A 24330-nucleotide genomic window follows, 5' to 3' on the forward strand; every position below is an offset into this window, starting at 1 on the left:
CGCATCAAATGAAAGGACATATCATGGTCACTCTGCACACCAATCACGGCGACATCACCCTCACCCTGAACGCTGAAAAAGCCCCGGAAACCGTGGCCAACTTCCTGCAATACTGCCGTGACGGTCACTACGACAACACCATCTTCCACCGCGTCATCGACGGCTTCATGATCCAGGGCGGCGGCTATGCCCCTGGCTTCGAAGAGAAAGACACCCGCGCCCCCATCAAGAACGAAGCGGCCAACGGCCTGTCCAACAAGGTCGGCACCATCGCCATGGCCCGCACCATGGAGCCGCACTCTGCCAGCGCCCAGTTCTTCATCAACGTGAACAACAACGACTTCCTCGACTTCAAATCCGCCACCACCCAGGGCTTCGGCTACTGCGTGTTCGGTGAAGTGACCGCCGGCATGGACGTGGTCAACAAGATCAAGGGCGTCAAGACCGGCAACTACGGCCGCATCCACCAGGACGTGCCGACCGAAGACGTCGTGATCACCAAGGTGACCCTTGCCGAGTGATCTCTGCCTTCTGCGAGATGAACTGACTGCGGCCCCGGCCGCAGTTTTTCCATCTGCGAAGGCCGGCCCCATCGACTGGCGCCGTCTCGACTACCTGGCCCACGGCAACCCGCGCCAACGCTCGGCCCATGACCTGCTCACAGCCGGTGTGCGGGATGCGCTGGCAGCGCAGTGCAGCGACCTGGCGCTGGTGAGCACGGTCACCATCGGGCTCGACCGCCCCGGCAGCGATCTCGACATCGTCTGCCAGCATCCGGAGCCGGCCACGTTTGCCGCGACGCTGGCCGCCCAAGGCTGGCGGGTTGCGCAAAAGGGCGCTGACATCTGGCTCGCCGAGCAGATCGTCACCGGCGCCGATGGCCACCCTTGGCCCCTTGAGCTCTACCTCACCCCGGATCCCCTCGAGCGCCTCAACGGCTGGCGCCACCTCAGCCTGATGGCCGCCCTGCTTGAGCAGTTCGGCGCGGCGTTTTATCACCAAGTGCTGCGCCTGCGTCTCGAGGAAGGGCTCAAAGGGGAAGCGGCCATGTGCCACTTGCTCGGCCTTGCCGGCGACCCGTATGCCGCGCTGCTCACCCTGGAGGGCGGCGAGCTTGCCCCATTGGTGTGGCAGCCGAGGGCGATAGGCCCCCACTGCACTGCTAACTCCAATACCAGTTCCACTTCCAGCCACCTCAACAGGGCCCAGCGCACTTTCTCATGAGCACCCTCTTCATCAGCGACATTCACCTGTGTGCCCAACGGCCCGACATGACCGCCGCCCTGGTGCGCTTTTTGGCGCACGACGCCCCTGGCGCCGATGCCCTCTACGTCCTGGGCGATCTGTTTGAATTCTGGATTGGCGACGACGATCCCAATCCCCTCCACGGCGAGGTGGCCGACGCCTTTGCGGCCCTCAGCCAGCAGGGGGTGCCCCTCTACTTCATTCACGGCAACCGCGACTTCTTGCTGGGTCAGGCCTTTGCCAAGCGCGCCGGCATGACTCTGCTGGGGGATCCGTGCGTCATCGAGCTCTACGGCGAGCGGGTGCTGCTGAGCCACGGCGATCTGCTCTGCACCCTGGATGAGGGCTACCAGAAGTTTCGCCGCATCACCCAGCTCAAATGGCTGCGCTGGCTCTTTTTGCGGCTGCCGCTCGAGCGCCGCCAGGCCATTGCCCACAAGATGCGTGGCCAGAGCCAGATGGAAAACGCCCACAAGAGCCAGACCATCATGGACGTGACCCCGGCGGCGGTGGACGAGATGCTGCGCCAGCACGACTGCCGGATGATGATCCACGGCCACACCCACAGACCCGCCATCCACGACTTCAACCTCGACGGCGCGCCTGCCCGGCGCATCGTGCTGGGGGACTGGTTCGAGCAGGGCTCGGTGCTGGTCTGCCGCCCCGGCGAGCAGCGCCTCGAGCAGCGCGCGCTGTTCTGAATTGGCCGACTGGCGGCAATAAAAAAGGCGGGAAGATCCCGCCTTTTGTTTGCCTGCGATCTACCTCTATAACGGCTACATCACCGTCATCTGCCCCGCGTAGAGGATGAAGTAGCGCAGCAGCAATATCCCCACCAGGCTCAGGCTGCAGATAAGCGCCAGCCGGGCCGGTTGATGGACCTTGGCCGGACTGCCCACCAGCCCCAGCAGCTGGGGCAGCAGGATCCCCAGCCCGATGACCCCGAACCAGAACACCTGGGACCAGAAACCGCCGCCGATGGCCGCCCACATGGCCGCTTCCCGCTGGCCGCCACCAAAATAGAGGCCGGTGAAGAAGCAGAGCAGCAGGAACAGCTCGATGGCGACGATGGGCCGCTCGAAGCGGTGCACGAAGCTCACCCCGCGGCTGTGGCCATCCTCCCGAAACAGGGTGACCGCCAGCAGGATGGTGGAGGCCACCCCCGAGCTGATGCCGGAGACCAGAAACAACGCCGGCAGGATTGGGTTGTTAAGCATGGGGTAGGTCTTGAGGGCGGAGAGCAGAAAGCCGGTATAGGCCCCGAGCAGCACGGCCAGCAGCAACAGCAGCGGCGCCAGCAGCCGCTCGAGGCGGGAGAGCCAGCCGATGAGGCCATCCACAAAGGCGAACTTGTCCACCAGCAGGCGTCGGCGCAGGGCCTCGATCTCGGCTCTGAACACCACCGCCAGCCAGGCGAACAGCACCGCCATGTAGACCTGAAACAGCATGACCCCCATCGACATCACGGAGTCGAACTGGTAGTGGAACATCAGCTTCCAGAAGGTCCAGGGGCGGGCCAGGTGGAAGATGAGGATAAGCAGCCCCAACACGACGCTCACCGGCGCCAGGAGGGCGGTCGCCTTGATGATGCCACTCTCGCTGCCGGCCCCCTGGCGGCGCAGCAGCACCGAGAGGGTGGCCGAGCCTGCCGAGATGCCGAGCAGGAACAGGTAGATGGCGATGGGGCCATCCCACACCAGCGAGTCGAAGTGAAACGCATCATGCCACATGGTGCTTCCCTCCCGTCAGCCGGTCTGCGTCATACGGATGAGATGGGATCATGACTTCACCTCCCCTTTCGGCACCCGGTACATCTTGGGCGAGGTACCGAGGAACTGCTTGTAGCGATAGGTGGTCTCCTGCACCAGCCGTTTGGCGATGGGGCTGTCGGGATCGTCCAGATTGCCGAACACCAGCGCCTTGGTCGGGCAGGCTTCCACGCAGGCCGGCTGCTTACCCGCCGCCAGATTGGTCTTGCGGCAGAAGTCGCACTTGTCGGCAACCCGGGTGACCGGGTTGATGAAGCGCACCTGATAGGGGCAGGCGGCCAGGCAATAGCGGCAGCCGACGCAGAGGTCGGGGTTGATGTCGACGATGCCATCCTCCGCCCGGATGTGGGAGGCACCGGTCGGGCAGACGTGCACGCAGGGGGCGTTGTCGCAGTGCTGGCAGGATTTGCGAAAGAAGCGGTACTCCTGCGCCGGATACTCCCCCACCGGGCCGCTGCGCAGGATCTGCAGGCGGGCCACCCCTGCCGGCACCTGGTTCACCTCGCGGCAGGCGTCCATGCAGGCGGTGCAGCCGATGCAGGCCGTCTCGTCGTGGATCATGCCGTAGCGCACACCCTTGATGGTCATGCTGTTGGCCAGGGCACGCGGGGCCCCCGTCAGCAGGATCAGGGCGCCGGCGCTCATGCCCACCATGAAGTCGCGGCGGGTCGTGCTCATGCACCCTCCTTGACGGCGCCGCCGAGGCCGGCCTCGTGCTGCTTGCGGTGGCAGTCGACGCACAGCTTGATGCGCGACTTCTCGGGGATCCCCACCATGGGCTCCTTGGCCGGGTGCAGCTGGTGGCAGCTGGTGCAGCTGACCCGGGTGGCGTGCACGTCGTGGGCCCAGAGGGCCTTGCGCAAATCGTCCGGCTCATGGCAGCTCATGCAGACGCCGTTCTGCTGGCTCAGCGGGAAGGCGTCATTGCCAAAGCGCATCACATCGACCATGCCGCCGCGCTGTTTACGGTGATCGGCCGACGCATTGCCGTGGCAGTTGGTGCAGGTGACCTGCTCCCCCGTGTTGGGGTTGGTGACCTGGCCATGCTTGCCATGCATCCCCTCCTCCCCGTCGTGGCACTTCTCGCACTTGGCGAAACGGGCCGCGGCCTTCTTGGCGGCGGCTTTCTTCTTTTCCGCCTTGGCCTGCCGTTCGGCCAGGGTGGGTTGCGCTGCCTGATCGGCACTGGATGTGGCACTCGGCGCAGCCGGCGTGGCATCGGCTGCCTGCGCGCTGGCCAGTGCCAGCTGACCCGCCCCCAGGGCGAGGGAGGCAAGCAGCAGCCACTTGATGATCTTTTTCATAGGAAACTCCGAAACGGTGGCACCCGCCGGGTGCCGTCTGCCCGCCTGGCAACAAAAAGGAGCTGGTGACAGCTCCTTTGACGGTCATGAACACGAGACCACACCCCGCCAGAAGCGGGGTGGCTGCGTCAACGGGAGGGGCAGCGACGTTACTGCTGGCTTGCGTAGTACTCGACCAGCGCCTTGAGGTCGGCATCGCTCATGGCGATGATGGCCTTGTTCATCTTCTCGTCGTTGCTGCGCTTGCCGGCCTTGAACTCCAGCAGGGAGGTCAGCAGGTAGCCCTTGGGCTGGCCGGCGAGGATGGAGGCCTCGTCTTCGGCCACCGAGCCGCCTTCGGAGTGGCACTTCTTGCAGCCGGAGTCGTCGTGCAGTTTCTGCCCCGCCTTGGCCAGCGCCGCATCGAACGGCTGCTTCATCGGCTTGTAGGGCAGTTCGGCATAGTGCGCCGCCAACTCGTCGATCTGCTCGTCGCTAAGGCCCTTAACAATGTCGGTCATGTTCCCCTTCTTGCTGGTGTCACCGGTGACATGATTAACGGTCTTGGCCGGCCGGCCGTCCAGGTAGGTGCGCATCTGCTCGGCAAGATTTGATTCTGCCAGACCTGCAATAGTCGGAATATCGTTCTGGGTGCTGATCCCCTGATTTCCATGACATGAGTTACATGTATCCACCAATGAGTCCAGGCTGGCATATGCAGTGCCAATAGAGCCCAAAAGCAACGACAGTCCCAGTATTTCCAGCTTCACACTGCGTTTCATTTCTTATCCCTCTTCCAGAAAAGGTCTATAAACCCCAGTAAAAACAGACATTTTTATACTCTAGGTTGATTTTCGATCCGTTTTTGAGACTTAGATCAACGCCGTCTAATATATAAACCTTACAATTAAGATGGAAATGATTTATACCGTATTTAGTCCTCTTTTGACCCTTAAGTGGTATCTTTTTGGGAATTTTTTGAGCTGGCTCATATATGGAACAATAAGTCCGATAAAAAAGGATAAAACAATGAAATACTGGAAAGTATTGGTGGCTGCAGCAATGGTGTTCACCCTCTCCTCCTGTGGGGGCGGCGGTGATGGCAATGACCAGACGGATCCACCTCCCCCTCCTCCGGGCACCCCAGATTCGCTGGTGATCTCGGCCTCCACCCCACAACTTGGCGAGAGCGGTCAGCTCTCGGTGCAATTCAAGGTAACCGACAAGCAAGGCAAGGGTTATGAGCTGGGAACCACCCTTCCCTCCTTCACCCTGGCCAAGGTGATCCCCGGCCGCGACGCCAAACGGGAAGATCCTGTCATCTGGAAGAGCTTCATCTACAGCACCAAGAACAACCGGCCCACCGGCGAGAACGGCGGCAAGCTGGAAGCCCTTGGCAATGGCCAGTACCGCTATACCTTCTCCTTCAATGCCACCACGGTGCGCGACCCTTATCCGAGCGATTCGCAGGACAACAACGGCTTGATCCGCTGGGATGAGGCAGCGACCCACCGCCTCGGCATCTACTTTGGCGGCAGCAACGGCATTCCGGTCACCGACTACGTGCTGGACTGGGTACCGGCCGGCACGCCGCCGCTGCTGACCCGCGACATCCTGGAGCAGCAGAGCTGCGACAGCTGCCACATGAAGCAGCCGATTCACCACAGCAACCGGGCCGATCCCAAACTCTGCGTCACCTGCCACAACGAGAGCGTGCCCGGCAGCGGACGGGGCGATCTGACCACCCTGGTGCACAAGCTGCACGGCAACCTGGATGCCACCGCCACCAAGCTGGTGAGCCACTTCCCGCAGGATCCGCGCAACTGCGACACCTGCCACAAGGGCGTCACACCGACCACCCCGGATGCCAACAACTGGCAGCACGCCCAGGAGAAACCCTGCGGCGCCTGCCACGCGGACTCCACCACGGCGACCGGCTACGTCAGTCACATCAACGGCAAGATCACCAGCGGCACCCTCTGTACCCAGTGCCACGCCGAGACACCCGGCAACACCAAGTCCCCCAGCAGCGTGCACATGGGCTACCTCGCCAACGAGGCCGCCGGTCGCGACAAGCTGGTGTTCAAGTTTGACGACGTGCGCTACGCCGCGCCCAACATCGAGGTCGAGCTGACCGTGACCGCCAACGGCACCCCGGTCGAGACCATGGACGGGGTGCTCAAGTACATCAAGTACGGCGATCTGACCAAGGCTCCCTACGTGCTGGTCAACTGGGATCAGGGCAGCGGCTTCGAGCTGGGCTACACCAACCCGCAGACCTTCGTCGCCGGCAACAAGATCGACTTCACCAAGTGCGAAAGCCAGGGCGGCGGCAGCTTCCTGTGCCGCAAGGAGGTGGGTAACGAGGTGACCGGCACCCTCGCGGCCACGGTCGCCGAACTGCAGGTGTGCGTGGCTCGCAAGGCGGATCGTAACGGTGCCTTCGCCGCCGGAGATCTGCTCCCCTGCAGCAGCACCGCCAGCGCCCTCTCCTATGTGGCCATCAACCCGGTCAAGGCCTACTTCCGGGTCGAAGGCGGGGTCGACGGCAGCTATGTGCTCAAGGCTGGCGCGGATCTGACCTCCTGCAACGGCTGTCACAAGGACCTGGCAGTCCACACCGAGGGCAACGCGGGCTCCGCTCACGCCTCCAAGGACTTCGCCCAGTGCACCAGCTGTCACAACGCCACCCGCACCTCCTTCTATGCGGGTGTGCCGGGGGATCTGAAGTACCACGTGCACTCCTTCCACGCCTTCGGCTCCCATCGCAGCGGTGATGCTACCTTCCCGGGCAAGCTGAACAACTGCGAGTCCTGCCACACCAAGGGTCAGTACAACCTGCCCAACCAGCAGAACGAACGACCCTCGCTGGTGGCGACCACGGCGGACAACAAGCAGCCCAAGTTCTTCAGTCCGACCCTGGTGGTCTGCGCCAGCTGCCACCTCAAGTCGCCGCTGGGGCTGGTCAAGCCGGACAGCCCGGTCGCCGGGGATGAGTGGGCCACCCACATGAAGAACAACGGCGCCATCTTTGGTGCAGAGACGATAGAGGCCGCCACCGGAGTTGAACAGTGCGCGTCCTGCCATGCCGTCGGGCAGGAGCAGGGCGTCGACAAGGTTCACAAGGTGTATGACTTCCGTTGAGACCACCAGGCCGGGGGGATGCCTCCCCCCGGCCCTTTGCCGTTGAAGGACACGATATGAAAAGAATCACCCCGCAATGGCTCCTGGCGGGTTTGCTGGCACTCGGTTGCCTGCCGGTCTGGGCCAAGAGCGATGCCCAGCCGGCGGCCGATGCCGATCCGCGCCTGCAGGTCGAGGCCACCCTCGACCAGAAATTTGACCAGGGCAAATACTCCCCCAAGGGGGCCGATACCTGCCTCAAGTGCCACGATGCCGACTCGCGCAAGCCCGCCACCGGCATCTTCCACAATGTGCACGGCAACCTCGGCAACCAGAACGGGCCGATGGCCGACAAGCAGTGTGAAGCCTGCCACGGCCCCGCCGGCAACCATCCGCGCAATCCCCGCAAGGGACAGAAGCGGGAACCCATGATCACCTTCGGCCCCGACTCGCCGGTCCCGGTGGAGAAGCAGAACAGCGTCTGCCTCTCCTGCCATACCGATACCCAGCGGATGGGCTGGCATGCCAGTGCTCACGCGGTGGAGGATGTCTCCTGCACCAGCTGCCACAGCCTGCACCAGGCCAAGGATCCGGTGATGGACAGCAAGCTGCAGGTGGAGACCTGTACCAGCTGCCACGCCCAGCAAAAGGCCGATCTGCACAAGCGCACCAGCCACCCCATTCTCAATGGCGAGCTGCCCTGCTCCAGTTGTCACAACCCGCACCAGTCGCAGAACGAGGCCAGTCTCAAGCAGCCCAGCCTCAACGAGAGCTGCTACGAGTGCCACGCCGAGAAACGGGGCCCCTTCCTGTGGGAACACGAGCCGGTGACCGAGGATTGCTCCCTCTGCCACAGCCCGCACGGCTCCATCAACCAGGCGCTGCTCAACAAGCGGGTGCCCCAGCTGTGCCAGGAGTGCCACAGCGTGCCCCATGCCAACGTCTCCATCCCCGAGGGGGATCTCAAGGTGCGTGGCGGCAGTTGCCTGAACTGTCATAACCAGATCCACGGGACCAACCATCCCAACGGTCAATCACTGCGGCGCTGAGGAGAGAAGTCATGAAATACTCAACACTTTGGCTCTCCCTGCTGGCGGTCTGCTCGGCCCAGGCGGCCGAGGAGCCGCTGGCAGTCGGGGATTACGCCCTGCAGCAGAGCAAACCGGCCAAGACCGAACGCTGGAGCTGCAAGTCCTGCGAGCGCGATGAGGGCTGGTTTGGCGAGGTGGGGCTGGGTGCCGGCTATGCCAACGACGATGGCGCCACCCGCTTTCGCAACTGGGTTCCCAGCCAGCAGGACAGCGGCATGCTCGGTATCTTCAACGCCGACCTGCAATACCGGGGGGAAGGCTCCCGCTACGGCAGCCTGGAGGTGAAAAACCTCGGTATGGAGCGCTTCAGCCTGGCGACCGAACAGGGCCACTACGACGGCATGCGCGCCCGGCTGGGCTACTCGGAGTCCCCCTTCTACTGGAACAGCCACGGCCGCAGCGTCTATCAGCCGGGCGAGAGCCCGCTGACCCAGGGGTCGCTGGCCGAGTTTGACAAGGAGGTGGTGCGCAAGAAGCTGACCGCCGGGCTCGCCTACACCCCGAAGAGCCCGTGGCGCCCCTACGCCGACTTTTCTCATGAGAAAAAAGAGGCCACCCTCGCCTACTACCAGTCGAGCGTGCCCGGCATCGGCAGCGGGCCAGGCCTCTTGCCCAAGCCCGTCGACGGCAGCTCGACCACCCTGGTCAAGAGCGGCGTCAGCTACCTGGGAGAAGGCTGGCTGGTCGATCTCGCCTACAACGGCTCCCTCTACCGTACCGATGACACGGCGCTCTACTATGGCAGCGTCGCCGACCCTTACGCCAACGAGCGCGCCTACGAGCCGGACAACAACTTCCACCAGCTGAGCCTATCCGGCCAATACAACTGGGACCGGCAGAGCCTGACCGGCCGCGTGCTCACCAGCCAGGCCACCTCCAACGGCAGCCTGACCGCGTTTCGCAACGCCCCCATCACCCAGGATGACTTCCACGGCGAGGTAAGCACCCTGCAGGCCGATGCCAAGTGGGTAGGCCGCTTTGGCCGGGATCTCACCCTGCGCGCCGGCGGCGAGTATCGGGACCGCAAGGACAAGTCCGATGAATACGCGGTGGTCGGCAAGCAGCGCGGCAAGAGCGATCGCACCCGCAGCAAGGCGGATCTGGCGGCCGACTACCGGCTCAGCCGCTCGGTCAAGCTCACCACCGGCTATCAGTACAAGGCCGATCAGCGCGAACAGGCCGACCGGCAGGACACCGATGAGCACACCCTGTTCCTCAAGGGGCGCTACCGCCCGGCCGGGGCGCTGCAACTGGGCGGCAAGCTCGCCTGGAGCACCCGCGACGGCTCTGACTGGCGCCACGACAGCGCCGGTGGCAACGGCAGCCCGACCCTGCGCCAGTTCTATCTGGCGGACAGGGACAGGGTCGAGCTCAGGGGGGATCTCGGCTATCAGTTCAGCGAGGGGATGGATGCCCGTCTCGAAGGGTGGTGGGCAAGAGATGATTACAAGGAGCCAGACATAGGGCGCAGCGAGGGCAAGGATTATGGCATCGACCTGACCCTCAACCAGCAGTTCGACGACAGCCTGAGCGGCCATCTGTTCAGCAACCTGCAGTGGATCACCTCCAGCCAGAACCACGCCTACACCGGCGCACCGGACTGGGATCCCTACAGCACGGCGGTGCGCGACGAGATCACCACCCTCGGGCTCGGGCTCACCCAGAAGAAGGCGTTTGACCGGGATCTCGAGCTCGGGCTCGATTACAGCTTCGCCTATGGCCGTGGCAAAACCGACGCCAGCAAGGGCTATGACTATCCGGATCTCACCAGCAAGCAGCACCGGCTGGAAGGCTACGCCCTCTATCAGCTGACCAAGCAGCATTCGCTGCGCTGGGATGTGCGCTACGAATACTTCCAGGACGTGGATTACCTCTACACCGGCGAAGAGCGCAACCTCGGCAACCTGAACCAGGACTACAACGGCTACTTCACCGCCGTCTCCTGGCTCTACAAGTTCTAAAGGGACGGCCACGCGCCGGATAAGGGTAGACACCCTGTGTTATCAGCCCATGAATAAAGAGGGGAGCCCAGGCTCCCCTCTTTATTCATCTCGCCTTTGTTCTCTTGATTGCCTCTTCACTCTGTCGGTCAAGCAGGCTGCCGCGTGGCGGCTATCCACCTGTCGGGCTCGGCACGGCATCAGCCGGTATAGGTCGGCTCCAGCGCATAGTGCTTGAAGCAGGCCTCCAGCTGGCTGCGCGCCTGCGGTGCCACTTCGATGAACTCCAGCCCGTATACCTCGCCCTCTTCCGCCTGACGGGACCACATCACCCTGGCCTTGATCGTCAGCGGCGTCTGGTTGCGATACAGATCGATGGAGGGCTTGGGGGTGTAGATCTTGAGCTCCACCTCGGCGCGCTTGTACAGAGCCAGGGGCTGCACCGTGCGCAGCCGCAGGCCGGTGACGCTGAAATCCTCGGTGATCGACTCGTGGAACCCGCCCCCGGCCTGCACCTTCACCATCATGTGCTGGTACATGCGTGGCGCCCGGCGCAGCTCGTGCTCGGTGCGATCTGCCCCGCTCTCGGCCTCGAAGCGGAACTGCTCCATGATGTCGCGCAGCTGGCTCGACTCCTGATAGAGGGTGCGACTGATGATCCCGGTGGTCTGCACCTTCTCGGTGTTTTCCGCGAGCGCATGCAGCAGATCGTGCAGATGGGCATTGAGCGAGGAGAGCTTGCCCATCTGCTCGTCGCTGGTGCCGCGGATCTGATCCGCCGCGCCGACGCTGCGCTCGATCTCCGTCATCAGGCCGTTGATGGACTGGCTCGCCTCGTGCGCCTTGTCCATGGTCAGGTGAGTACGGGCGATGACGCTCTTCACCGAGGACTCGTTCTCGCCGATGAGCCGGCTCAGGGTCGTGACGATCTCGTTGATCTCCTTGGTGGCCTGACCGGCATTGTTGGCCAGCTTGCGCACCTCGTCGGCCACCACCGCAAAGCCGCGGCCATACTCCCCGGCCCTGGCCGCTTCGATGGCGGCGTTGAGGGCCAGCAGGTTGGTCTGCTCGGTGATGGCGGTGATGGACTGGGTGATCACCTGAATACGCTGGCTCGCCTCGCTCAGCTGGCGGGTCTTCTGCTCCGCCTGCTGCGCCTCGGTCACGGCGTGGCGCATCTCTTCGATGTTTTCACTCATCACCCGGGTGCTGCGATGGGCGCTCTGATAGGCAAGCTCAGCCTGCTGCCCCACCTGGCTTGCCAGGCCGGAGACCGCCTCGGCGGCGCAGGAGAGATCGTTGCTGGCGCGGGTCACTTCCGTCGAGTGGTGCTGCTCCAGCTGGGAAGCGTCGGTGATGGTTCTCGAAATGTCGGAGATCTGATAGGAGGACTGGGCCAGCTGCCGGGTCCGCAGGTCAATCTGGCGCATGTGGCGACTGAGCTGCGCCGCCATCAGCCGCATGGCCCCGAGCACGCTGTGATTGTCTGCCGAACGAGTCTGGATGGTAACGGTGAGGTTGCCTGCCGCAATCTCGGCGGCCACCCGCGCGGCATAATCCGGCTCGCCGCCCAGGGTGCGCATCAGGTGACGGTACTGGATGAAATAGGCCAGCGCCACGAACAGCAGGGAGACCAGTCCGGCCACCAGCCCCATCAGCAGGGCCAGCTCCTTGGCCTCGTCGCGGCTGGCGACGGCACTAGTGATCCGGCTGTCCAGCTGATGATTGATGCGCTCAAGCCGCTCGTTGATGCTTATCACCATGTGATCAAAGCCACCCTGGCTGCTCATCATCAGGTTGCCCGCCGCTTGGCCCTGGCGACTGTAGGTATCCACCATGGCCGCCCCTTTCTCATACAGCCCCTTGACCGTCTCCTGCATCGGCAGCAGCTCGTCGCTCAAGTCCGGCAGGCTGCGCATCAGGGTATCGAGATTCTGCAAGGCGGTATCGCGGAACGTGGCCGCCTCGGCGAGGCCCTCTTCCGTATTGCCGGTCACCGCCGCATCTGTGATGAACTGCTGGATCTGCACCAGGTCATAGCGCGTCTCCTTGAAGATGAGGTGAGCCTGATTGAAGCGCTCGACCTTCTCCTGTGCACGCAGCTGGGCCTGGCTGCTCCACAAGGAGACGATGGATGCCACGATCAGCGGCACCGCCACCAGGATCCCCCCAGGATCATCATCCGTTTGACCGAATGCCTTCCTCGGGGCGCATGCGACACTGCATGTGCCTCGGTCTGGTCGAAGGCGGTGTCCTGCAAGAGTCCTTGTGCAGTAGCCATGGCATCACCTCATCCTGGTAGCAGAGCGTCATTGGGCCATCACAGCAAGGTATTCAGCTGCAAAGAGCCGATCCGTTTTGTCGACTCAAGCAAAACCCAAGCCAGAAAAAATGGCCTGATTTGCCCCCTCTTCCGCCCCCAATGCGGGTAACTTGCCACAAGGCCCGCCCAAAGCCCGCAAAACGCAATGCAAACTGCAATGAAAGCGGCTTTTTCTGCCCGAGCAGCCCCCTCGGACCATCATGCCTTGCCCTGTTCGACCCATCCCCCTTTATCATGCCCGGCTCACAGACGCGGCTTCCCGGCCTGGTGTGAGCCGCCGCCAACGCCCGGCCATATTGATGATCAACACACTATTGGCAGGTACCCAGCTCAGGGGTCAAGACCATCCGTTGGCGCACCATGGCGTATTAGGCCTGGTTTTTGTATGGAGTAGCTCGAGTCAGTGGTCGGCGGGTGTTGCACTCACAAGCGGAGCCTTATGCCTGCAAGGTGTAAGAGGTGGATTGAAGGCTCATTGAATGATTTGACCTGGTTGGGGAGTTCCTATGTTCAACGCAAAACTCAAGAACGAGCTGGCGGCAGAGAGAGCAAGAGCCTTGCAGAGCGAGGCGCTGAGCCACGCCATGCATGGTCACCTGCCGATGATCGAATTCACCCCCGAGGGCCATATCCTCGATGCCAGCCCGCTGTTTCTGAGCACCGTCGGCTACAGCCTCAAGGAGATCGTGGGGCAGCACCATGCCATCTTCTGTCGAAAAGAGGACTCTGACTCCCCCTCCTATCGGGAATTCTGGAGGAAGCTGTCCAATGGCCACAGCCAGCAGGGCACCTTCCAGCGAGTCGGCAAGCACGGCCAGGAAATCTGGCTGGAAGCAACCTACTTCCCGGTCAGCCAGGATGGCAAGGTCAGCAAAGTCGTTAAAATCGCCTCCGACGTGACCTGGCAACATGACCTGCTCATGACGCAGAAAGCGATATTCGAAGCGCTGGACCGCTCCCTTGCGGTCATCGAGTTTGAGCCAAACGGCGTCATCATCAACGCCAACCGCAATTTTCTCGACACCATGGGCTATCGGCTCGATGAAATAAAAGGTCGTCAGCATCGCATGTTCTGTGATGAATCGTTTTATCGGGAACACCCCGATTTCTGGCAGGAACTGGCTCAGGGAACCTTCAAATCGGGGCGCTTCCAGCGCTTTGACAAGCAAGGTCATGAAATCTGGCTGGAAGCGACCTACAACGCAGTGCGGGGCAGCCATGGCAAGGTGATCAAGGTCATCAAGTTCGCCTCCAACATCACCTCGCAAATCAAAAAAGATCAGGCCGTGCAAAATGTGGCCAAAGTGGCCAACGAAACCTCCGTCACCACCAAGGCTTCCGCCATCAAGGGTGAGGACATGCTGACCACCGTCGTCTCCACCTCGGACAACATCGTCACCCAGATGGAAAATGCCAGTACGCTGATGAGCAAGCTGCATGCCCAATCCCAAAATATCACCGCCATCGTTTCAACCATCAGCAGCATTGCAGATCAGACCAACCTGCTGGCACTCAACGCCGCCATCGAAGCCGCGCGAGCCGGCGAACAAGGCAGAGGCTTTGCCGTCGTCGCAGATGAAGTGCGTCAACTGGCGGCAAGAACCTCTCAATCCACCAACGAGATAGCGAGCGTGGTCAGCCAGAACCAGCAGCTCACCCATCAGGTCAGCGAACAGATCCAGTCCGCGGCAGATGGCGCCATCCATGGACAAAGGCAGATCGACGATGTCGCGAAAGTGATGCAAGAGATAAGGAATGGCGCCGAAGAAGTGTCGACCATCATCTCGGAACTCTAGATCAATCAGAGAAATACTATGATAGAGGGCCTGTCATCGAGCAGGCTCTTTGGTTTTGAGGCAAGAATATCCACGGGTTTCAAGTTGATAAAAGGTCACCTGGATAATCGCTCTGCAGTTGTCACTTACATCCTTCTCAGCCAGCAGAACCGACAGCCTGCGCCACTCTTCGGCAAACCGCTGCCTCAGATAAAACTGCCTGAGCATGATGAACAGTTTCTTGGCAAACCCGGCCTTGGCCTCTCTTGCCAGCAAGCGCTGGACCTCTACCCAAAGTGAGTCACGTTCAAAACCGGTCCAGATCGGCGGCACGGGTGCTAGGGTGTTGGTGTAACAGACCGGCGCTACCCATTCGAACAAAACTTTCTCCACATGGGTAATGGGAAAGGCCCGCGCCACCCGAACGATGTACCCGAAGTCAACCTCGTTATCGACAAAGAGATCGGACAACGCTTCGCACAGGTCAATGTCTGATACTGGCTGATCCATTCAACCCATCCGATGGCCGAGGTGGCTTCAATTTAAACCACAGACGGCCAGCGGGTTCAACCTCACCGCATCTTCCAGATGCTCAGGGGAAAAATGTGCGTATCGCATGGTCATGGCGATGGTGGAGTGGCCGAGGATTTTCTGCAGAACCAGGATGTTGCCGCCGTTCATCATAAAGTGACTGGCGAAGGTGTGACGCAGAACGTGGGTATTCTGCCCTGGGGGCAGCTCCAGCCCTGCCCGTTCGACCACCATCTCGAAGGCCCGATAGCAGTCACCAAACAGGCGGCCGCGCTTTCTGGGCAACTGGGCATGGAGCTCGGGGCTGATGGGCACACTGCGACTCTTCTTACTCTTAGTTCGGGTGAAGGTAATGCGATTGGGGGATACCTGGGACTGAGTCAGCTCTTCCACCTCAGACCAGCGGGCGCCAGTAGCGAGGCACTGCTTCACCACCATCAGCAGGTCGGGGTTTGGGCTCTCGGCGCAGGCGGCCAGCAGGCGCTTGAGTTCGTCAGGGTAGAGGAAGACCAGTTCGGCCTCTGCCACCTTGTAGGCCCGAAGCCCATCGAGGTGATTTTCCCCCTGCCACTCCCCTAGCCTTTTCAGCTCGTTGAACACCGCACGCAGGTAAGCGTGTTCACGGTTCACCGTGTTGGGGGTGACCCCCTGCTTCTCTTGGTTGACTGCGCGCCGGTCAGTGATATCGCCCGAGAGGCGAGGGCGAGCTTCACGGTAGGCGGCAAAATCACGAGTGGTGAAGTTAACCGCCAGCGGGTCACCAAGGGACTGGCAGGCTGTCAGCAGCTTGGACTTACGAGCCTCACCATCACGCAAACCCTGACCATGGCGACCAAACCAGAGTTCGGCCAGCTCGGAGAGATGCCGACCATCACTAGGTTTCCCCAGCCCCTCCAGCCAAGGCTTACCCTTATCCGGGTCCAGCACAAAACGCTCACATGCCAATACCTCCCCCTTGGTGGCGAAGCGCTTTCTCTTGCGGGGCTATCACAACCTTGAGGGTAGACTTCGACAAGCCATAGCTTGAATTTACCGTCATCGAGTTTACGGACTGTCATTACTTAGGTAACCCATTTTATATCAGGTCTATGTTTATATTCAAAAAATAGGGCGATTTAAATCGACTACTTCAGCATTGTTATCAAATGCCATTACATCCCCAGCTTTAATTGGGGCTCGAATGACACCTAAAACATCATTTTTAAACATTTCAGAATCTACTTTAAGCAGTACGTATTCGCCTGATTTAAATTGATTTTTTTTGATTTTCTCTGACAATGGAAATACTGCACCAAGGGTCCCCATACAGGTATCATATTGAAAGGATATAAATGCACTTTTGTACATTTTTTTCTCTAAACTAATTTTTTTGATGTCATTGCAGTTAGAGTAATTTTTTATTTCATGGCTACCATCAAAATTGTTTTTAATTATATTAACACCCGCACCAATTGCTTTGTAATCACCGTCAATATAGATTGAATCAACAGACACCCCATTAGACGAATTGAACGAATAGATGCCTTCAAAGGAAACCGGAGACGTTATCAACGTCATTTTTTGTTTGTCAAAAAAGTCATCTTTTATTGATGCTGTATTTTTAAAAAATTGTATTGATACTGCTTTGTTTTTTTCACCAAAGACAAAACAACCCCCATCACTTTTCACCCCCAACTCGTTACATGAGTTAACGATAACAAATGATGTACCATTATTTAAAGATAAATAATGCTTGTTAAACTCATCAAAATACACATTATCTATATCAACCTCACCCTTCAAAACAAATAATGCGGGGAGTGAATAATACTTATCCCCTGCTAGAAACACTTTGTTGTCTTTTATTTTCGCACCATGCGAGAATGTAGAGAAAGACCAAGTGTTTTTTGAGAAGTTAGAATAGGACGAAAGAGCTTTATCACCTTTATTAAATTTGGCGTAGGCCATACCGCTATAATAATCCTCAAGTAGATTTCGGCCGAAACCTAACCCATCGTTATTACCAAGAAATGAAAGTATAGTTGCACCCACATCAATCAATAAGCCAGGTCTATCAACCTTCTTTTTTTCCAAGTTAGCACCAAGCACAACGAATAAATTCTTTCTACTTCTAGGATCTTTATTCAGAATAGATAGTGCATCATTACTCATAGCCAAATGGTCTGATTGCAATATGATTATTGTATCTTTATAAGCCTCAGAAGACTGAATCTTACTGATGAATTCAGCCAACAACTTGTCTGAACATTGAACTGCATTAAGTATGTTCACTGTTCCATCGCCATACGGCTTATCATTAATGCATCTCGATGGAATATGCCCCCATGGATGGTGCGTATCTAGAGTCAACAGCGATAAAACAAACGGCTTCTTATTTTTACTAAGCTCAACAAATGACTCATATGCATAATCAAGAAGATGGTCATCATGAATACCCCAGTCAGAGTAATTCATATTATCAGGTGGGATTATTTTTTCAAAGTAATCTCGATCAACTGATGTGTAACCATGTTGTTTTATAAAAGTTCCTTTTCCAGCGAAATCAGACTTTGCGCCACCAATAAATTTAAGCTCATATCCATGATCCTTTAAAATGTCACCTAAACAATAAGCATCAGGCATAAACTGAGATATTGCCCCCATGTTATTCCCTTGCCCACCAGGTAATGATAGTGGCAATCCACACTGGCTATTTACCAAGCCTGCAATAGTCCAACCGCCCCCATCATTATCAATATTAGTAAAATCTATACCTTCATTGATGATAGGAACAAGCTTAGATATGAGCCCAGGAAATTCACTCTCACTTAAATATGTTCTCTCAAGACTTTCAGCGTAAATCAGAACTATATTTTTCTTGTTTTTAATTTTTGACTTATTTACAACATATTCATCACCAACGTCTCGTTTATCGAACACGCCAGATACATACAGCCTAGCTTGCTCGTAATAATTGTTTACCCATGGAGAAATCAAAAACAATAAAAACGAAAGAGAAAATGATATGAATGGACTAACTTTCATCAACCCTTTCTTACTTTTTTTGATAAAAATCTGAGAAAGTATAAATATGATTGCACAAAAAACAAATCCAGCGCCATATGAGATTTCTTTAACATACTCACTGAACCCAGCGCCTTGCACCCCAGTATACAAGTGATACATTACTGAAGTATTAAACCCTGCACCAGTAAACATATCACTTACAACATAAAGTCCACTTAAGGCTATGTACAGGACAGCAACTGAAATAAGCAAACCACGACATCTAGTTGTACTTATGCACAAAATAAAAAAAACTAAAATCGAGACAACGATGATAATCAATTAGCCCACCTTTACAGTAAATCTAAAAATATATTGTTGTATGTTATTATTAACGCTGAATTTGCATATTCCTATGAATAGTAAAAGCAGCATTAAGCCTATCAAAAACATGTTCAGCTATCGTTTCCTAAAAATTCGTTGCTCAACCATCACACCGATGATCTGAATGTACTGTCGGTCGGAGTACATGGTGGGGTAATCATCGTTGAGGGGGACAAGTTCAAATACCTCTTGCCCGTTCTCATCGATGCCACGGGGGCGGTACTTTTTGAAAGTTGCCTCGTTGCTGCCGTTCTTGACCACAACGAAATCTCCAGGTTGCGGCGCTTCGTCGGGGTCAACGATGATCAAATCCCCTTCTTTGAACTGCGGCAACATGGAATCGCCACGTAGCCAGAGGCCAAAGCCACAGGACCCAATATCGACACTGGCTGTCACATACTCAACATTGCCATCGAAGGTGGTGGCCTGCTCGCACATCTCACGCCAGTTCCCCGCCTGGACATAGCTGATCACAGGGATCCGCTTACGCTGTGATATCACCGCCGGTTCGACGTTGTGATAACCAAGAATTAGGTGTTCTGCAGGTAGCTGAGGGAAATCCCCGCTCCCAGTTAAAAGCCAGTCAACAGTAACCCCGAGAGCCACTGCTAACTCATTGAGATAGCGCCCATTAGGTGTGTTCTCACCTCGCTCCCATTGGCTAATGGATACGCGTGATACACCGACTCTTGAGCCAAGAGTTTCTTGGCTATACCCGAGCCTCTTACGTGTCTCTTTGATACGGTCATTTATTTTCATGTAAGCAATCTTACAATTTGCTTTCGTAGACTTTCTTGTCTTTTTTGTAAGTTTTTCCTTCCACCCCACATTCACCTAACGTTACATTTTATTTCGTAAATAAACCTTACAAAGTGAGCCCGTGTAATGGTCTAATCATCCCGGACACCCTTTTAGGTAGTACCGTCGCCACCATGATCTGATGTGTTCAATGACGATATTAGGTCGCTCATTTACTGCCCAATTCAAACTCGAAACCGCATCCCTGGTGCTCGATTAGGGATATTCTCTCCCCGAAGCAGGCGTTAGGGTATCAGATTGACCGATTCAAAGTCCGTAACCTGATGAAAGAAGCCGCACTGGCATCCAAATACCCCGGTGCACACCGTTAAAAGGTTGCACGGTCTGAACGACCGGACATTCCCAATCTGCTGGCCCGAGAATCTGATGTTCCACAACCCAATCATATGTGGTGTGGCGATATCACCTACGTCTGGGCAGGTGGTCGTTGGCATTACCTGGCAGCGGTGCTTGACCTGCACACCCGGCGGGTCGTGGGTTGGGTGATGTCTGATAAGTCTAATGTAGAGCTGGCCATCAAAGCACTGGGGATGGCCTATCAGCAGCGGGGTTGCCCATCAGGCATGCTGTTTCACTCCGACCAGGGCAACCAATATGGCAGCCGGGCATTTCGGCAACGACTGTGGCGCTACCGCATGACCCAGAGCATGAGTCGACGTGATCATTGTTGGGATAGCGCCCCGATGGAACGGTTTTTCAGAAGCCAGAAGTCAGAATGGCTCCCGGCTATGAGATATATGATTTTGCGGGAAGCGAAACGAGGTATCAGTTATTACCTGATGGATTACTACAACTGGCGGCGTCCATATCAACACAATGACGGGATGCCGCCAGCAAAAGCCGAGGCTCCGCCTGACCAAGTGTCCGAATTTAGTTGACCACTACACTGTGGCGCTATGGACTCGACACAATCGCTGTCGCCATTTCACCAAAAACAAAAAGACCGCTATTGCTAGCGGCCTTTGTAAGTCTTTGATTTAATGGTGCCCGAGGCCGGAATCGAACCGGCACGACGCGAACGTCGAGGGATTTTAAATCCCTTGTGTCTACCGATTTCACCACTCGGGCACCGTAATCGGTATCAAGCTCGCGCCGCGGGCTTGTCAATATGGAGGCACGTTCCGGAGTCGAACCGGACTAAACGGATTTGCAATCCGCTGCATAACCGCTTTGCTAACGCGCCATGCAAAAGAGAGAAACTCTCTATTGTCTGAATTTGGAGCGGGAAACGAGACTCGAACTCGCGACCCCGACCTTGGCAAGGTCGTGCTCTACCAACTGAGCTATTCCCGCAATGGTCTGGCTGACTGCCTGACTACGAGGACGCATTCTAGCGATGTTCCTCGCCCAGTCAACCAAAAATGTTTAATACCCTGATCGTTCGGGTGTTTTTTGCCCTTTTCCTGCATTTTCAACGTTCACGACCGTTTCCCTGCCCCAAGTGCGGGGAAACGGTAATTAGTGCAAACGCAGACTAGAAGCGGGAGTGGTAGGTCAGATCGCCCCAGGCGGCCTTCATGTACTGGAACATGGACCAGAAGGTGAGCACGGTAGCCACATAGAGCAGCACATAGGCCAGCCACACCATCCAGATGTCGTACTGCCAGATGAGCCCGGTGAGCGACACCATCTGTATCATGGTCTTCCACTTGCCAATCCAGCTGACTGCCACCGAGGAGCGCTTGCCCAGCTCGGCCATCCACTCGCGCAGGGCGGAGATGATGATCTCGCGGCCAATCATGGTCATGGCAGGAATGGTCACCCAGACGGTGTTGTAGTGCTCGACGATGACCACCAGCGCCGCCGCCACCATGATCTTGTCGGCTACCGGATCAAGGAAAGCGCCGAAGGCAGTGGATTGGTTCAGCTTGCGGGCAAGGTAGCCGTCAAACCAGTCGGTCGCCGCCGCCAGGATGAAGACGATGGCCGCCGCCAGATAGGACCACTGATAGGGAAGGTAGAACAGGATGACGAAGACGGGGATGAGCAAGATCCGAAAAAACGTCAGCAGATTAGGAATATTTGTCATTATTTTCAGCCACTTCTTGTATGCCGCTACATGGTAGCCCCAAGCCGATCACGGATGCAACCGGACAGGCGCCCGCCTTGGTCTATGAATCCATCAACAACCTCAGGATGCGGGCCATTATGGCATTTACGGGCCCCCTGCGTCACGGCTCTTGTGTGCCGGGATCCCCGAAGTGAATGAACCCAGAGTGAATGATGTGACTCAACTCGCCCCTTGCCGATTCCTTGGGCGACAGCCCCTGTTTGCAGTCAGGGCAAACAGGGGCAACGCGAGGCGCATTCACCCCGTCTCGGCTACCAATGGCTAGAGCGAGTGCAGGGCGTCGTGGATGGACTGGGCCAGCTCCTGGCTGATGCCGGGCACCTTGGCGAGCTCCTCCACCCCGGCTTTTTTCACCTCCTGCAGCCCGCCTAAGTACTTGAGCAGCGCCTGCCGCCGTTTCGGCCCCACCCCCGGAATGTCCTCCAGGGTACTGGTGGTGCGGGCTTTCGCCCGTCTGGCGCGGTGGCCGGTGATGGCAAAACGGTGGGATTCATCGCGGATGTGCTGAATCAGGTGCAAGGCGGGCATATCTGCCGGTAAATGCAGCTCTTCGTGACTCTCCCCCAGGATCAAGGTCTCCAGCCCCGCCTTGCGGGTCACCCCCTTGGCAATGCCCACCAGCAGCGGATATTTGCCCCCCAGAAACTCCAGCTGACGGGCCAGGATCTCCTCGGCGCGGCGCAGCTGGCCGAGACCGCCGTCGATAAACAGCACGTCCGGCACCTTGTCCGGCTCCTGCTGCTTGCCAAAGCGCCGTTCCAGCGCCTGCTCCATGGCGGCGTAGTCATCGCCGCCGGTGATGCCGTCAATGTTGAAGCGCCGATACTCCGAGGAGAGCGGCCCCTCCCGGTTGAACACCACGCAGGAGGCCACGGTGCGCTCCCCCATGGTGTGGGAGATATCGAAGCACTCCATGCGGGCGATGGGGCGCTCCAGCTCCAGCAGTTCCTCCAGCTGGTCGTAGCGGGCGGTGGTGGTGCTCTTGTGGGCGAGCCGCGAGCGCAGCGCGGTCTGGGCGTTGATGGAGGCGAGCTTGATGAAGCGGGACCGCTCGGCGCGGGTACGGCTCACCACCCGCACCTTGTAGCCGGCGGTCTGGGTCAGGGTCTCGGCGATGACGCTCTCGTCTTCGAGCGCCACGTCGAGCAGCACCTCGCTCGGGATCTGCCGCCCCCCTGCCCCGACAGATAGAACTGCAGCAGGAAGGATTGCACCACCTCGTCAAGCTGGGTATCGGCCGGCACTTTCGGGAAGTAGCTGCGCGAGCCCAGCACCTTGCCCTGGCGGATGAAGAGCACGTGGATGCAGGCGGTCCCCTGCTCGAAGGCCACCCCCACCACGTCGAGCTCGTCCAGCACGTTGCCGCTCACCGACTGCTGTTCGGTCACCCGGCGCAGCGCCTGGATCTGATCCCGGTAGCGGGCCGCCTCTTCGAAGCGCAGATCGCCGCTGGCGGACTCCATCTTTCCCACCAGCTCGCCTATCACCTGCTGGTTCTTGCCCGCCAGGAACAGCTTGGCCAGCTCCACCTGCTGGGCATATTCGGCCTCGCTCACCAGCCCGGCCACGCAGGGGCCAGCGCAGCGCTTGAGCTGGTAGAGCAGGCACGGGCGGCTGCGGTTGGCATAGACCGCATCCTCGCACTGGCGCACCGGGAAGATCTTCTGCATCAGGTGCAGGCTCTCGCGCACCGCACCGCCGGAGGGGTACGGGCCGAAGTACTCCCCCTTCACCTTGCGGGCACCGCGATGGACGCCGATGCGCGGGTGCTGGTGTGCGGTGATGATGATCCAGGGGTAGGATTTGTCGTCGCGCAGCAGCACGTTGTAGCGAGGCTGGTACTGCTTGATAAGGTTGTGCTCGAGGATCAGCGCCTCGGTTTCGGTGTGGGTGACCGTCACCTGCACGTCGGCGATCTGGCGCACCAGGGTGCGGGTCTTGATGCTGTCGACGTTGGCCCGAAAGTAAGAGGCGAGCCGTTTTTTCAGATCCTTGGCCTTGCCCACGTAGATGACGGTGCCGCCGCTGTCATACATGCGGTAGACGCCGCTCTGGTGGGTGACGGCACTGAGAAACGCCTTGCTGTCGAAGAGAGGTTCAGACGAGGTCATGCTGGCTCCGGCAAGGGGGATCGAGGTGCTGGATCTGGGGGATCGCGGCAAACGGAAGATTGAAAGAGAGGCTCATCGGCAACTCGGCTCAACGGATGAAAGCAGAAGACGGCACAGAGCATACTGCGCCAGACCGGCAAAAAGCAAAAAGGCGGCACAGGCCGCCTTTGATGGCTACACGCCGCCCGTTACAGGGTGTCGGCATCCAGCATGCCATAGCGAATGGCCAGATGGGTCAGCTCCACATCGCCATTGATGTTGAGCTTACTGAACAGCCGGTAGCGGTAGCTGTTGACCGTCTTCGGGCTCAGGTTGAGCTGTTCGGAAATATCGGTCACCTTCTGCCCCTTGGTGATCATCATCATGATCTGCAGCTCGCGCTCGGAGAGGGACTTGAAGGGGTTCTCGTCGGCCGAAGCAAACTGGCTCAGGGCCATCTGCTGGGCGATCTCCGGGGAGATGTAACGCTGACCGGAGTGGACCAGGCGAATGGCGTGGATCATCTCGTCCGGCGCGGCGCCCTTGGTGAGATAGCCGGCGGCACCCGCCTGCATCACCTTGGTCGGGAACGGATTTTCTGAATGAATGGTCAGCACTATGATGCGTACATCGGGCCGGATCCGCAGGATCTTGCGGGTCGCCTCCAGGCCGCCGATGCCCGGCATGTTCATGTCCATCAGGATCACGTCGGGATGGTGCTGACGACAGAAAGTGACTGCGGTTTCCCCGCTCTGCGCCTCACCCACCACCTTGATCCCGCGGACATCTTCCAGAATGCGTCTTATCCCTGTACGCACCAACTCATGATCATCGACCAGGAATACATTAATCACCCAAACACCCCGTTTTTTATCTCGTTATATGCCAGTTAGGGTTAACA

17 protein-coding genes, 3 tRNA genes and 3 pseudogenes are annotated in these 24330 nt (G+C 58.3%); 8 read left to right on the top strand and 15 right to left on the bottom strand.

Annotation, left to right across the window (positions count from 1 at the left end):
• Nucleotides 1-23: 23 nt before the first annotated feature.
• From E5E96_RS21790 to lpxH, 3 genes are read left to right on the top strand one after another with little or no spacing between them, the layout of a single operon-like run.
• Nucleotides 24-521: a peptidylprolyl isomerase gene (locus tag E5E96_RS21790; RefSeq protein WP_005302674.1), complete on the top strand. Its 498-nt coding sequence runs from the start codon at nucleotides 24-26 to the stop codon at nucleotides 519-521.
• Nucleotides 511-1224 carry a DUF4269 domain-containing protein gene (locus E5E96_RS21795; protein ID WP_171283138.1) on the top strand — a complete coding sequence of 238 codons (714 nt, stop codon included), beginning with the start codon at nucleotides 511-513 and terminating at the stop codon, nucleotides 1222-1224. The genes E5E96_RS21790 and E5E96_RS21795 overlap by 11 nt, the downstream gene beginning before the upstream one ends.
• On the top strand, nucleotides 1221-1946 hold the full coding sequence (gene lpxH, locus E5E96_RS21800; protein ID WP_171283139.1) for a UDP-2,3-diacylglucosamine diphosphatase: 726 nt from the start codon (nucleotides 1221-1223) through the stop codon (nucleotides 1944-1946). The genes E5E96_RS21795 and lpxH overlap by 4 nt, the downstream gene beginning before the upstream one ends.
• Nucleotides 1947-2021: 75 nt before the next feature.
• On the opposite strand, the gene nrfD is transcribed toward lpxH, so the two are convergent.
• The 4 genes from nrfD to E5E96_RS21820 all read right to left on the bottom strand — a co-directional run bounded on the left by nrfD (nucleotide 2022) and on the right by E5E96_RS21820 (nucleotide 5079).
• A complete protein-coding gene (nrfD, locus tag E5E96_RS21805; RefSeq protein WP_171283140.1) occupies nucleotides 2022-2975 on the bottom strand; it encodes a cytochrome c nitrite reductase subunit NrfD in 954 nt (317 codons plus the stop codon).
• A gap of 48 nt (nucleotides 2976-3023) precedes the next feature.
• On the bottom strand, nucleotides 3024-3692 hold the full coding sequence (locus E5E96_RS21810; protein ID WP_045789442.1) for a 4Fe-4S dicluster domain-containing protein: 669 nt from the start codon (nucleotides 3690-3692) through the stop codon (nucleotides 3024-3026).
• Complete coding sequence (gene nrfB, locus E5E96_RS21815; protein WP_073350818.1) at nucleotides 3689-4318, bottom strand: cytochrome c nitrite reductase pentaheme subunit; 630 nt, start codon at nucleotides 4316-4318, stop codon at nucleotides 3689-3691. Before nrfB ends, E5E96_RS21810 begins: the two co-directional genes overlap by 4 nt.
• 149 nt (nucleotides 4319-4467) lie before the next feature.
• Complete coding sequence (locus tag E5E96_RS21820; RefSeq protein WP_171283141.1) at nucleotides 4468-5079, bottom strand: c-type cytochrome; 612 nt, start codon at nucleotides 5077-5079, stop codon at nucleotides 4468-4470.
• A gap of 247 nt (nucleotides 5080-5326) precedes the next feature.
• On the opposite strand from E5E96_RS21820, the gene E5E96_RS21825 reads away from it, so the two are divergent.
• Genes E5E96_RS21825 through E5E96_RS21835 form a run of 3 tightly spaced genes read left to right on the top strand, consistent with a single transcriptional unit; the run spans nucleotide 5327 to nucleotide 10472 of the window.
• A complete protein-coding gene (locus E5E96_RS21825) occupies nucleotides 5327-7441 on the top strand; it encodes an OmcA/MtrC family decaheme c-type cytochrome (RefSeq protein ID WP_171283142.1) in 2115 nt (704 codons plus the stop codon).
• Between the two features lie 56 nt (nucleotides 7442-7497).
• On the top strand, nucleotides 7498-8469 hold the full coding sequence (locus E5E96_RS21830; protein WP_016351216.1) for a DmsE family decaheme c-type cytochrome: 972 nt from the start codon (nucleotides 7498-7500) through the stop codon (nucleotides 8467-8469).
• Between the two features lie 11 nt (nucleotides 8470-8480).
• Nucleotides 8481-10472 carry an MtrB/PioB family decaheme-associated outer membrane protein gene (locus tag E5E96_RS21835; RefSeq protein WP_171283143.1) on the top strand — a complete coding sequence of 664 codons (1992 nt, stop codon included), beginning with the start codon at nucleotides 8481-8483 and terminating at the stop codon, nucleotides 10470-10472.
• A 179-nt stretch (nucleotides 10473-10651) separates the two neighbouring features.
• Here E5E96_RS21835 and E5E96_RS21840 read toward each other — a convergent pair whose 3' ends face one another.
• Nucleotides 10652-12604, bottom strand: coding sequence for a methyl-accepting chemotaxis protein (locus E5E96_RS21840; protein ID WP_253264683.1), 1953 nt, complete (start codon nucleotides 12602-12604; stop codon nucleotides 10652-10654).
• A 676-nt stretch (nucleotides 12605-13280) separates the two neighbouring features.
• Here E5E96_RS21840 and E5E96_RS21845 point away from each other — a divergent pair.
• Entirely contained in the window at nucleotides 13281-14570 is a 1290-nt protein-coding gene (locus tag E5E96_RS21845) for a PAS domain-containing methyl-accepting chemotaxis protein (RefSeq protein ID WP_171283144.1), read from the top strand.
• A 33-nt stretch (nucleotides 14571-14603) separates the two neighbouring features.
• Here E5E96_RS21845 and E5E96_RS21850 read toward each other — a convergent pair whose 3' ends face one another.
• The 4 genes and pseudogenes from E5E96_RS21850 to E5E96_RS21865 form a co-directional block, all read right to left on the bottom strand.
• A complete protein-coding gene (locus tag E5E96_RS21850; RefSeq protein WP_017411267.1) occupies nucleotides 14604-15059 on the bottom strand; it encodes a hypothetical protein in 456 nt (151 codons plus the stop codon).
• A gap of 27 nt (nucleotides 15060-15086) precedes the next feature.
• Nucleotides 15087-16138: pseudogene (locus E5E96_RS21855) on the bottom strand (tyrosine-type recombinase/integrase).
• 40 nt (nucleotides 16139-16178) lie between these two features.
• Complete coding sequence (locus E5E96_RS21860; RefSeq protein ID WP_171283145.1) at nucleotides 16179-18407, bottom strand: sulfatase-like hydrolase/transferase; 2229 nt, start codon at nucleotides 18405-18407, stop codon at nucleotides 16179-16181.
• A gap of 117 nt (nucleotides 18408-18524) precedes the next feature.
• Nucleotides 18525-19208, bottom strand: a complete 684-nt coding sequence (locus E5E96_RS21865) for a LexA family transcriptional regulator (protein ID WP_017411266.1) — start codon at nucleotides 19206-19208, stop codon at nucleotides 18525-18527.
• Nucleotides 19209-19465: 257 nt separating this feature from the next.
• Between E5E96_RS21865 and E5E96_RS21870 the strand changes: the two are divergent.
• A pseudogene (locus tag E5E96_RS21870) lies at nucleotides 19466-20146 on the top strand (IS3 family transposase); the annotation flags it as partial.
• A gap of 103 nt (nucleotides 20147-20249) precedes the next feature.
• Here the strand turns inward: E5E96_RS21870 and E5E96_RS21875 are convergent.
• From E5E96_RS21875 to uvrY, 6 genes and pseudogenes are all read right to left on the bottom strand, one after another.
• Nucleotides 20250-20336, bottom strand: a tRNA-Leu gene (locus tag E5E96_RS21875).
• Between the two features lie 41 nt (nucleotides 20337-20377).
• Nucleotides 20378-20451, bottom strand: a tRNA-Cys gene (locus E5E96_RS21880).
• Nucleotides 20452-20485: 34 nt separating this feature from the next.
• A tRNA-Gly gene (locus E5E96_RS21885) sits at nucleotides 20486-20561 on the bottom strand.
• 181 nt (nucleotides 20562-20742) lie between these two features.
• Nucleotides 20743-21297: a CDP-diacylglycerol--glycerol-3-phosphate 3-phosphatidyltransferase gene (pgsA, locus tag E5E96_RS21890; protein WP_171283146.1), complete on the bottom strand. Its 555-nt coding sequence runs from the start codon at nucleotides 21295-21297 to the stop codon at nucleotides 20743-20745.
• A 303-nt stretch (nucleotides 21298-21600) separates the two neighbouring features.
• Nucleotides 21601-23450: pseudogene (uvrC, locus tag E5E96_RS21895) on the bottom strand (excinuclease ABC subunit UvrC).
• A 188-nt stretch (nucleotides 23451-23638) separates the two neighbouring features.
• Nucleotides 23639-24283, bottom strand: coding sequence for a UvrY/SirA/GacA family response regulator transcription factor (gene uvrY / locus E5E96_RS21900; RefSeq protein ID WP_011706579.1), 645 nt, complete (start codon nucleotides 24281-24283; stop codon nucleotides 23639-23641).
• Nucleotides 24284-24330 lie beyond the last annotated feature (47 nt).

It is taken from the genome of Aeromonas sp. 1805, assembly GCF_013085525.1.
Classification (GTDB): domain Bacteria; phylum Pseudomonadota; class Gammaproteobacteria; order Enterobacterales; family Aeromonadaceae; genus Aeromonas; species Aeromonas hydrophila.

Coding starts and splice junctions, on each gene's coding strand:
- E5E96_RS21835 (WP_171283143.1), top strand. CDS start 8,481: ATGAAATACTCAACACTTTGGCTCTCCCTGCTGGCGGTCTGCTCGGCC.
- E5E96_RS21825 (WP_171283142.1), top strand. CDS start 5,327: ATGAAATACTGGAAAGTATTGGTGGCTGCAGCAATGGTGTTCACCCTC.
- E5E96_RS21850 (WP_017411267.1), bottom strand. CDS start 15,059: ATGGATCAGCCAGTATCAGACATTGACCTGTGCGAAGCGTTGTCCGAT.
- E5E96_RS21865 (WP_017411266.1), bottom strand. CDS start 19,208: ATGAAAATAAATGACCGTATCAAAGAGACACGTAAGAGGCTCGGGTAT.
- nrfB (WP_073350818.1), bottom strand. CDS start 4,318: ATGAAAAAGATCATCAAGTGGCTGCTGCTTGCCTCCCTCGCCCTGGGG.
- pgsA (WP_171283146.1), bottom strand. CDS start 21,297: ATGACAAATATTCCTAATCTGCTGACGTTTTTTCGGATCTTGCTCATC.
- E5E96_RS21845 (WP_171283144.1), top strand. CDS start 13,281: ATGTTCAACGCAAAACTCAAGAACGAGCTGGCGGCAGAGAGAGCAAGA.
- nrfD (WP_171283140.1), bottom strand. CDS start 2,975: ATGTGGCATGATGCGTTTCACTTCGACTCGCTGGTGTGGGATGGCCCC.
- E5E96_RS21820 (WP_171283141.1), bottom strand. CDS start 5,079: ATGAAACGCAGTGTGAAGCTGGAAATACTGGGACTGTCGTTGCTTTTG.
- E5E96_RS21790 (WP_005302674.1), top strand. CDS start 24: ATGGTCACTCTGCACACCAATCACGGCGACATCACCCTCACCCTGAAC.
- lpxH (WP_171283139.1), top strand. CDS start 1,221: ATGAGCACCCTCTTCATCAGCGACATTCACCTGTGTGCCCAACGGCCC.
- E5E96_RS21830 (WP_016351216.1), top strand. CDS start 7,498: ATGAAAAGAATCACCCCGCAATGGCTCCTGGCGGGTTTGCTGGCACTC.
- E5E96_RS21810 (WP_045789442.1), bottom strand. CDS start 3,692: ATGAGCACGACCCGCCGCGACTTCATGGTGGGCATGAGCGCCGGCGCC.